The organism is Segeticoccus sp. (genome assembly GCF_035708005.1).
Map to the genome: position 1 here is coordinate 38,653 of NZ_DASSTI010000129.1, position 9,577 is coordinate 48,229.

The following is a 9,577-nucleotide window of genomic DNA, read 5'->3' on the forward strand; positions in this document are numbered from 1 at the left end:
GACAGCTCGACCGTGGCCGGCCACCCCTCCGGGCGATCTCGTGCGACCCGCACTGCTCGGTCGAGGTGGAACACTGGGCGGAACAGCCAACGAGGGGTCGCGGAGCCGAGGAGCGCACCATCAACGAGCAAGGTGAAGCGGGACTGTCGATCGGCGAGCTGTCTCGACGGACCGGGGTGCCGTCTGCCACGTTGCGCACCTGGGAGGCGCGTTACGGCGCGCCGGCCCCTCTTCGCCGGGAGGGGCGGCACCGGCGGTATGCCGAGCGGGATGTCGCCCTGGTCGAGGAGATCCTGCGCCGGCGAGATGCAGGGCTGGGCCTGGCCGCCGCGTTCCGCCTCACGACGAACTCCGAGGATGCTCCTGAACCCTCCGTCTTCGCCGGACTGCGCCGTCACCACCCCGGCCTGCGGCCGCAGGTGCTGCGCAAGCCCACCCTGCTGGCCCTGACCCGCGCCATGGAGGACGAGTGTTGCGCCCGGGCGCAGCAACCGGTGCTGTTCGCGAGCTTTCAGCGGGAGCGCTTCTACCGCGCCTCGGCTGCTCGGTGGCAGGAGCTGGCGCGGACCGCGCGAGCGGTGGTGGTGTTCGCCGACTTTGCCCGACCGAGCGCGCGCGGGGTGGCGCCGCTCGAGGTGCCGGTGCCCGCCGATGCCCCGATGCGCCGCGAATGGGCCCTGGTCTGCGACGCGCCGGACCACCCGGCGGCGCTGACCGGGTGGGAGGTCCCAGCCGAGGGTGGTATCGCGGACTCGCAGCGCCGGTTCGAGACCGTGTGGACCATCGATCCAGCGGCGGTCCGGGATGCGTCACGAATCGCGGCGCGGCTCGCCGATCGATACGCGCCGGGACAGGCCGGGGAGCTGGAGCAGCACTTGGCGGGCAGCCCCGGACCAGCGTCCCGCGACGTGGTCCGCGCCGAGGGGCTGTTCGACAGGATGCTGGGCTACCTGGAGAGCGCGCGTCCCGGCTGAACCGGGCCGCCGTCACGAGCCGCCGACCCAGGGATCAGGGCTTGCCGTGCTGGTAGCGCCGCAGCGCCTCCCGGCGCTCCTCGGCGTGGTCGACGATGCGCCTCGGGTATCCGTGGTCGTAGCCGCCGGTCGCCTGCCAGGGCCGGTGGACCGCCGCGCCGGTCAGGTGGCGCAGCTGCGGCACCCATCGGCGGACGTAGTCGCCGTCGGGGTCGAAGCGCTCGCCTTGGGCCGTCGGGTTGAAGACCCGGAAGTAGGGCGCGGCGTCGGTCCCGGTGCCCGCCACCCACTGCCACCCGTGGTTGTTGGACGCCAGGTCACCGTCGATGAGGTGCGCCAGAAAGTGCCGAGCCCCCACCGGCCACCACACGTGCAGGTCCTTGGTCAGGAAGCTCGCGGTCACCATCCGGACCCGGTTGTGCATCCACCCCGTCTCGAGCAGTTGGCGCATCCCCGCATCCACCAGCGGGTAACCGGTCCGCCCCTCGCGCCAGGCGTCGATCGCGTCCTGCGGCTCGTCGTAGCGCATCCCGGACAGCGAGTCGCGCAGGTCGGTCCACGCAGACCTCGGCTGGTGCCACAGGACGTCGGCGTAGAACTCGCGCCACGCCAGCTCGGTCACGAATCGCTCGGCGCCTGCGCCGCGCTGCGCCAGACGCGGCGCGAGGTCGGCCAGGAGCGTGCGTGGGTGGACGACACCCAGCTTGAGGTAGGGCGAGAGCCGTGAGGTCCCCTCCCGGTCCGGCCGGTCTCGTTCGGTGTCGTATGCCGTGACCCCCGTCTCGAGGAATCTCTCCCACGTGCCCCGCCCGCCGGCCTCCCCGGGCACCGGGAGACCGGACGCCTCGGGACTGCGTGCCGCCTGGTCGACCATGCTGGCGGCCTGCGGGTCGCTGTTGACGGACGACCACCGCACGGCCTCCGGCGCTTGGTCCGGGGCCGGCCAGCCGTGCTCGCGCCAAGCCCGCGCGAAGGGGGTGAAGACGCGGTAGGGCTCTCCGTCGACCTTGCGCACGAGGCCGGGCCCGACGGCATACGGCGTCCCGGTCGCGACGAACTCGACGCCCAGCTTCGTCACGGCTCGCTCGACGTGCCGATCGCGCCGCCGGCCGTAGGGCGTGCTCTCGGCGGAGACGTGGACCGACGAGGCGCCGACCTCCCTCGCGAGGTCGGGGACCACACGACGGGGATCTCCGAGACGCAGAACCAGCCGCCCGTCGTACGCCTCGTTCGTGGCTGTCAAGGTGGCCGCCAGCCAGGCACGCCGCGGCCCACCCGCCGAGTCCCACAGACGGGGGTCCACGACGAAGACGGGCAGCACCCCCGCCGATCCGGCAGCCGCGCCCGCCGCGGTCAGCGCCGGCAGGTCATGTCGCCGCAGGTCCCTGCGCAGCCACAGGATGCTCGGGCCGGTCATGACATCACGCTCCATTGACATGGTTTCACAATGAGTAGATTATGGTATTCACAATGAAGATATAGCCAGATCGAGGGACCGGTCCCACCCGAAGAGGTGAGCCGGGCAGGCGGGAGGCGCCGATGGGCACCTCGAGCATTCCGAAGGGCGCGGCCGGGCTGCGCACCGACGATCCTGCGCCCCGGGTTCCCAGCAGCGGCCCGGCCGCCTCCCTCGGCGGCGTGGCCGGCTGGTTCGACGACCGCACCGGCGGCGCCAAGGGCGTCCGTCACCTGATGCAGAAGGTCTTCCCCGACCACTGGTCGTTCATGCTCGGCGAGATCGCGATGTACTCGCTGATCATCCTGCTGGTCACCGGGACGTTCCTGTCCTTCTGGTTCGTGCCCAGCATGAACGAGGTCATCTACCACGGGTCCTACGCCCCGCTGCAGGACATCCAGATGAGCGAGGCCTACCGGTCCACGCTGCACATCTCGTTCGACATCCGCGGCGGTCTGCTGATCCGGCAGATCCACCACTGGTCGGCGCTGCTGTTCCTGGTGTCCATCACGGTGCACATGTTCCGGGTCTTCTTCACCGGCGCGTTCCGCAAGCCCCGCGAGATCAACTGGGTCATCGGCGTCACGCTCGCGTTCTGCGCGACCATGGAGAGCTTCGCCGGCTACTCGCTGCCGGACGACCTGCTGTCCGGCACCGGCCTGCGGGTGGCCGAGGGCTTCATGCAGTCCATCCCGGTGATCGGCAGCTACGTCCCGTTCCTGCTGTTCGGCGGGCCGTTCCCAGGTGAGGACATCGTCCCGCGGCTGTACATGATCCACATCCTGTTGCTGCCGGCCCTGATCGTCGGCCTGTTCACGGCGCACATCCTGTTCGTGTTCATCCACAAGCACACGCAGTACCCCGGCCCGGGCCGGACCGAACACAACGTGGTCGGCTACCCGTTCATGCCGGTCTACACCGCCAAGGCCGGTGGCTTCTTCTTCATCGTCTTCGGTGTGACCGCGCTGCTCGCGGCGCTGGTGACAATCAACCCGATCTGGTCCTACGGCCCCTACTCCCCAACCCAGATCAGCGCTGGCTCGCAGCCCGACTGGTACATGTTCTTCGCCGACGGGGCGCTCCGGCTGATGCCGCCCCTCGAGTTCGCCGTCTGGGGCATCACCCTCAGCATCAACCCCCTGCTGCCGGGCATCCTGCTGCTGGGGATCCTGTTCACCATCGCCGGGGTCTACCCGTTCCTCGAGGCCCACGTCACCGGCGACACCCGTGAGCACCACCTGCTCGACCGTCCCCGCAACGCCCCGACCCGCACCGGGCTCGGTGCGATGGCCATCACCTTCTACGCCCTGCTCATGCTCGGCTCCAGCAACGACATCATCGCGGACAAGGTCCAACTGTCGATCAACGACATCACCAACCTGCTGCGTTGCCTGGTGATCGTCGGTCCCCCTGTTGAACGGCGGTCTGCCTGGCGATGATGCCGTCGTCGAGGGTGACGACGGATCGGGGGTATGAAGAAGCCCCGGCGGCGAGGGCTGGCGGGGCTTCTTGGTCGGGATGTCGCGGTAATGGTTACTCTGCCGTGACTTCGGCGACGGCGGCGCGGGTGCTGGACTCGTCGACGATGGCCTTGCTGGCGGCGTAAGCGGCGACCAGGGCTTGGACGGCGAGGTTGTTGACAGCTCGGGGTAGGCCACGGGCAACTTGGTGGATCAGCGCCAGGGCGTCGTCGCTGAACAGGGTGTCGGATCGGCCGGCGAGGGCGAGGTGGTGGGCCACGTAGCCGGCGGTCTCTTGGGCGCTCATCCCGGTCATGGCGTAGCGCAGGGCGATGCGTTGGTCGAGCGCGGCGAAGGTGCCGAGCTTGATCCTGCGGCGCAGGGTGGGCTGGCCGATGAGCAGGCAGGCGAACGGGGAGTGGGAGTCCATGTCGGCGTTGGTCAGCAGTCGTAGCTCCTCGAGCTGCTCGGCAGTCAGCAGGTGGGCTTCGTCGAGGATGAGGACGACGGTGCGGCCGCGTTCGTGGTCCTCGGCGGCGAGGAGGTCGGCCGTTTGCGGGATGAGCGCGGCCTTGTGGAACCGCGGCACGCCACCCAGGGCGGTGACGATGCCGCCGTACAGGCCGCGGCCGCCGACGGCGGGGTTGCCCAGGTAGATGATGGTGTGTCGGGAGGAGTCCAGCCCGGCCAGGGCGGCACGGGCGGCGACGGTCTTGCCCGCGCCGACCTCTGCGGTGATCACGCCCAGGGCGCGTTCGGCCACGCACCAGCCGATCCGGGCCACGGCCTCGGCGTGTGAGGCGTGCCGGTGCAGCATGCCCGGCGCCAGGGACCGGCCGAAGGGCATGGTGGTGAATCCGTAGTGGGACTGCAGCTTCTCGATCATTTCGATGTCTCCTGGCCGCCGTCGACGTCGGTGGTGTCGGCGTCGGTGGTGTTGGCGTCGGTGGTGTTGGCCTGGATGTCGGTGCCGGGCAGGGTGAGCTGGCCGGGGACCTGCTCGGGTGGTGAGTCGATCCGGGAGTAGGCCAGCCGCTGGGCCAGCTTGGCGGTGTGGGCGGCCTCGACCAGGTGCAGGTAGTCGATCCCGGTCGCCGCCGGTGGTGGGGTGGTCTCGTCGGGTCGGGCCTTGGCGTGCACGTGCCGGCCGATCCGGTGCGGGATCGCCTCCCCCATGGGCCTGCCCTGCCAGCGGACCTCGATCCGGGTCAGGTCGAAGGGGTCGAAGACCAGCTCGACACGGCGCCCGATCAGTGTTGTCCGTCGCTGATCTTGCCGAGGATGCCGTCATCGGTGTTGCCGATGGTCGGGGTGTGAGTTGGCCCCGCCTGCTGGGGTGCGGGCGGGGCCTTGGTCGGCTCAGTGATGGGGTGCTCGGCGTGGTGACGCGGCGGGGGTCAGTCGGCACCTTCCTCGGAGATCGCGATGCGCGCGGCCTTCTCGTCGACGATGGCGCTGCTCTTGGCGAAGGCGGCGGTGAGGGCGTTGACGGCGAGGTTGTTCACCGCGCGGGGGTAGCCGCGTGAGGCGTTGTGGATCAGGGTGATCGCGTCGTCGCTGAACAGGGTGTCGGCGCGTCCGGCGAGCTTGAGGTGGTGGGTGATGTAGGCGCCGGTCTCGGTGGGGCTCATCCCGGCCAGGGCGTAGCGCACCGCGATGCGCTGGTCCAGGGCGGCCAGCACGCCCAGGCGCAGCCGTTGGCGCAGGGTGGGCTGTCCGATGAGCAGGGCGGCGAAGGGGGCGCCGGAGTCCATGTCGTGGTTGGTCAGCATCCGCACGGCTTCCATCTGGGTGTTGTCCAGCAGGTGGGCCTCGTCGAAGATCACCACGGGGGTGCGGCCGCGTTCGGCGTGTTCGGCGGCGAGGGCCTCGGCGGCCTGCGGGACCAGGGTGGCGGTGTAGAAGCTGGGGACCTGTCCGAGCGCGGAGACGATGTGGTGCAGCATGCCGCGGACCCCGACGGAGGGGTTGGGCAGGTAGATCACCACGTGTCGGGAGGTGTCCAGGGCGGCGGTCGCGGCGCGCACGGCGACGGTCTTGCCGGCACCGACCTCGCCGGTGAGCACGCCGAGGGCGTGCTGGTCGATGCACCAGCCGATCCGGGCCACGGCTTCGGCGTGCGCGGCGTGGCGGTGCAGCATCGAGGGCGCCAGGGCACGGCCGAAGGGCATGGCGGTGAAGCCCCAGTGTGATTGCAAACGTTGGATACTCATCTACTTGGCCTCTCGTGCCTGGGCGTTCGGGTTGTCGGTGAAGTCCTCGATGCGGGTCTGTCCGGGGATCTGCTCGGGTTCGTCGGTCGTGGGCGTGGTGGCAGCTGCCTGTGGTGGGGCGGAGTACAGGGCGTGGAAGCCGATGCGTTCGTCCGCGGCGACCTGGGCGTGGTGGGCCTGGGCGACCAGTTGCAGGTAGGCGATGCCGGTCCCCGGGGCCGGCGGCGGCTCGGGGGTTTCGGGCCTGGCCTTGGGGTGGGCGTGCCGGGTGATCACGTGCGGAACGGCGGGCCCGTAGGAGCGCCCGCCGTGGCGGACCTGGATGGCCTCGAGGTTGAACGGGGAGAACACCAGCTCGACCTTGCGCCCGACCAGGGCCGGCTCGACCTGGTAGGTGTTGCCGTGCAGTGACACGGTCGCGGTCTTGGTGACGGTGCGCAGCGTCGACCACAAGAACGCCTCGGTCAACGCGTCCGCGGACGGCATGGCTGGGCCGTGCCCGGCGGCCTGCCAGCCGTCGTTCCACCGGGCCAGCGGGGTTTGCCCGGTTTCGGAGTGCACCTGGTGGTGGTAGACCGACTCCACCCACGCGGTGAACAAGGAGTTCAACTCCAGCAGGGCTGCCGCAGGAGACTGGTCTCGTTCGGACAGGTCGGCGGCGGTGGTGTCGGCGACCTCGACGAGGAACTGCTCGCGCACGGTGCGAAACAGTCGCTCGATCTTCCCTCGTCCCTGGGGCCGGTGCGGGGTGGAGTGCACCAGACGGATCCCGAGCTTGCCGCAGGCGCGCAGCAGCCACGCGTCCACGTAGGCCGATCCGTTGTCGACGTAACAGGATTGGGGTACGCCGCGGGCGGCCAGGGCCGGTTCGAACGCGGCAGCCAGTCGCACGACGTCCTCGGCGAACCCGAACCGGTGCCCGGTGACCAGCCGGGAGTGGTCGTCCAGGAACGCGAACAGGTAGCTCTTGCGGCCACCCACCCGCGGTCCGTGCAACGCGTCCCCGACCCAGCGCTGGTTCGGTGCGTCGGCTTCGAACCGGCCGAACGCGACCTGCTCACCGGTGGCCGGGCCCATCAGGTCGCGGCGGTGGAACAGCCGCAGCAGCGTGGACTCCGAGGGCGAGTACCCGCCCGAGGTGCGCAGGATCCGGGCGACCTGGGCGGCGGTCCGGGCGGGGTTCTCTCGCTTGAGCGCGACCGCCAGCTCGAGCACGGTGGTGTCGATCCGGGACCCGGGCTGGCGGATCGAGGGGATCAACGCCTCGAACCCGCCGACCCGGTAGCGGCGGATCCAACGGTCCAGGCTGTCCCGGGAGTAGCGGTGCTGCCCACCGAACGGGCCGGCATGGCTGCGGGCGGCGATTGCTCGCACGATCCGCCCGCGAGCCTTGGTCGACAACTCCGGGTCCAAGGCAGGACAGATCAACTGGTAACGGAACAACGCCACCTGCTGGGCCCGCTCACGGCGCTTGACATCGTCTTGCTCGGGTGTGCTCACCGGTGAATACCTCGCTTCGGCAACGGGAAGCCCGGCCAGGACCCGGCCAGGCGGTGACTCCCGCGAGGATTCCCGCTCCCGACACCGAGCGTCAGGGGCAACTGGTGTTGCCGGTCGCCTGCTGTTCGGTCGAGGGCCATCCGGGGGCGAGCAGCCGACCACCAGAGCACGCCGCGGCGACCTGCCAAGCCGTCACCGGGCCGAGCACGCCCACGCTTCCGAACCGATCGATCAGCGCCGCGGTCGCCGCGCCCAAGGCCGCGAGCAAGTCCCGCCACGGCGAACCCAGCGCCTTCGGGACCGGCCGGTCCACCCCGGCACGGGCGGCCACACCCAGCAGGTACCCCCGGGCCGCTTCCAGCCGGCCGGCTGCCACCCGCAGCCAGCCGCGCACCGTCGCCGCCGGCACCCCCAACCTCGCCCCGATCGGCCGATGCCCGCAACCCCCGGCGCGGGCCACCAGCGCCGCCCCGATCACCTCCGCGGCATCCGCCCGCCGCAGCAGCACGGTCACCGGCAACAGCACGTGCGTGACCAGACAGCCCGGACACCGCGCCCGCCGCGGCCGCAGCCGTCCTGACAGCCCTCGCACGCCACGGGTGCGCGCCCACCCCCACGGGCGCAGCGCCGTGGAGCAACCTGGGCATTCGATGCGCCCGTCCGCCAACCGCGACTCGACCCGACCCTGATCAGCCTCTACCGTCATCAACGGGTGCCTCCGTGCATCCAGCACGGCCCTCCCGCGACGGTCCACCACGACGTTGGCGTGGGAGGGCCGTTGTCGTCTCTTCCGAAGAAGCGATTCTCCCGGTCAACTGCACCGTGATGGCGCCGAGCAACTCAACAAACCCCACAGACAGCCGATCGACCCTCGCCGGCAACCTCAGTGACTGCCCGGGGCCTCCACGTCGTCACCCACAGTGACGGTCAACAGTGGGTCGGCTGGTGGTGGGTGTGTGCCAGAGAGCGGGGCGGGGTGTGTGCCGATCTCGGCGAGCACGTTCTACCGGCGGTTGAAGGTCTCCCGGGCCCGGCACGGCAGCGACCCGGCCCGGCACGAGCGGGAGGTCCGCGGCCGCCGGGCCGGGTTCGAGCTGGCCGAGGACGGCACCGCCTGCCTGTGGGTCACCGGCGACGGCCCCCGCGTGGTGGCCGCCCACCGCCGCATCGACACCATGGCCCGCGCCGCCCGCCGCGCCGGCGACCCACGCACCCTGGACCAGCTGCGCAGCGACCTGATCGTGGACCTGCTGCTGTACGGCATCGTGGCCACCGACCTGATCGACGACCCCACCGGCGACACCGCCGGCGACACCGCCGAGGACACCACCGCTGAGGACCCCACCGGTGAGGACACCACCGGTGAGGACACCACTGAGCGCGGCGCTCCTGAACGCGCCAGCACACCGACCGGCGGGCCGCCACCGGGCCAGCAGCCCCCCGAGCACGAGCCAGCGGGGCGCGGCGCCCGGGTACCGTTCGCGATGCCGGAGGCGCCGGCGCCCGGCCCGGCGCAGCGGCGCACCTGGGACCTGATCGGCACCCCACCCCCGGCCCTGGTGCACGTGGTCGTCTCCCTGGACACCCTGACCGGCACCCGCCCCGGCGTGGGCGAACTACCCGGGCACGGATTCCTGCCCGCCGACCAGACCCGCGAGCTGTGCCTGGCCGCCGGATCCACCTGGCGACGCCTGGTCACCGACCCCGCCAGCGGCCACCTGGTCGAGCTGACCTCCACCAGCTACCAGGCCCCACCGGCCCTGGCCGCCCAGGTCGACGCCCGCGACCACCTGTGCCGCGGCCCCGGCTGCACCGTGCCGGCCCCACACTGCGACTTCGACCACGACACCGACCACGCCGCCGGCGGCAAGACCAGCACCAGCAACGGCTCGGCCAAACACCGCCGCCACCACAACCTGAAGACCCGCCGCCTGTGGCACACCCGACAACACCCCGACGGCACCATCACCTGGA

7 protein-coding genes and 2 pseudogenes are annotated in these 9,577 nt (G+C 71.1%); 3 read left to right on the forward strand and 6 right to left on the reverse strand.

The window, feature by feature from the left end:
* The first annotated feature begins 65 nt into the window (after positions 1-65).
* Positions 66-974 (forward strand): DICT sensory domain-containing protein, encoded by a 909-nt coding sequence (locus VFL99_RS12765; RefSeq protein WP_325106746.1) that lies wholly within the window; start codon positions 66-68, stop codon positions 972-974.
* 34 nt (positions 975-1,008) lie between these two features.
* Here the strand turns inward: VFL99_RS12765 and VFL99_RS12770 are convergent, their stop codons facing one another.
* Positions 1,009-2,391 (reverse strand): cryptochrome/photolyase family protein, encoded by a 1,383-nt coding sequence (locus VFL99_RS12770; protein WP_325106747.1) that lies wholly within the window; start codon positions 2,389-2,391, stop codon positions 1,009-1,011.
* 122 nt (positions 2,392-2,513) lie between these two features.
* Between VFL99_RS12770 and qcrB the strand changes: the two are divergent.
* Positions 2,514-3,839: pseudogene (gene qcrB, locus VFL99_RS12775) on the forward strand (cytochrome bc1 complex cytochrome b subunit); the annotation flags it as partial.
* Positions 3,840-3,963: 124 nt separating this feature from the next.
* Here qcrB and VFL99_RS12780 read toward each other — a convergent pair.
* From VFL99_RS12780 to VFL99_RS12800, 5 genes are all read right to left on the reverse strand, one after another.
* Entirely contained in the window at positions 3,964-4,776 is an 813-nt protein-coding gene (locus VFL99_RS12780; protein ID WP_325106748.1) for an ExeA family protein, read from the reverse strand.
* Positions 4,773-5,066, reverse strand: a complete 294-nt coding sequence (locus VFL99_RS12785) for a hypothetical protein (RefSeq protein ID WP_325106749.1) — start codon at positions 5,064-5,066, stop codon at positions 4,773-4,775. The genes VFL99_RS12780 and VFL99_RS12785 overlap by 4 nt, the downstream gene beginning before the upstream one ends.
* Positions 5,067-5,287: 221 nt before the next feature.
* Positions 5,288-6,103 (reverse strand): ExeA family protein, encoded by an 816-nt coding sequence (locus VFL99_RS12790; RefSeq protein ID WP_325106750.1) that lies wholly within the window; start codon positions 6,101-6,103, stop codon positions 5,288-5,290.
* The gene (locus VFL99_RS12795) at positions 6,104-7,603 is read right to left on the reverse strand and encodes a DDE-type integrase/transposase/recombinase (protein WP_325106751.1); all 1,500 of its coding nucleotides are present in this window, start codon (positions 7,601-7,603) and stop codon (positions 6,104-6,106) included.
* A 91-nt stretch (positions 7,604-7,694) separates the two neighbouring features.
* Positions 7,695-8,129, reverse strand: a complete 435-nt coding sequence (locus VFL99_RS12800; protein WP_325106752.1) for a hypothetical protein — start codon at positions 8,127-8,129, stop codon at positions 7,695-7,697.
* Between the two features lie 430 nt (positions 8,130-8,559).
* Between VFL99_RS12800 and VFL99_RS12805 the strand changes: the two are divergent.
* Positions 8,560-9,577, forward strand: a pseudogene (locus VFL99_RS12805) (HNH endonuclease signature motif containing protein); the annotation flags it as partial.

Bases quoted from the DNA above. Each gene is read 5' to 3' on its own strand.
- VFL99_RS12770 (WP_325106747.1), bottom strand. From the start codon at position 2,391: ATGACCGGCCCGAGCATCCTGTGGCTGCGCAGGGACCTGCGGCGACAT.
- VFL99_RS12780 (WP_325106748.1), bottom strand. From the start codon at position 4,776: ATGATCGAGAAGCTGCAGTCCCACTACGGATTCACCACCATGCCCTTC.
- VFL99_RS12785 (WP_325106749.1), bottom strand. From the start codon at position 5,066: ATGGGGGAGGCGATCCCGCACCGGATCGGCCGGCACGTGCACGCCAAG.
- VFL99_RS12790 (WP_325106750.1), bottom strand. From the start codon at position 6,103: ATGAGTATCCAACGTTTGCAATCACACTGGGGCTTCACCGCCATGCCC.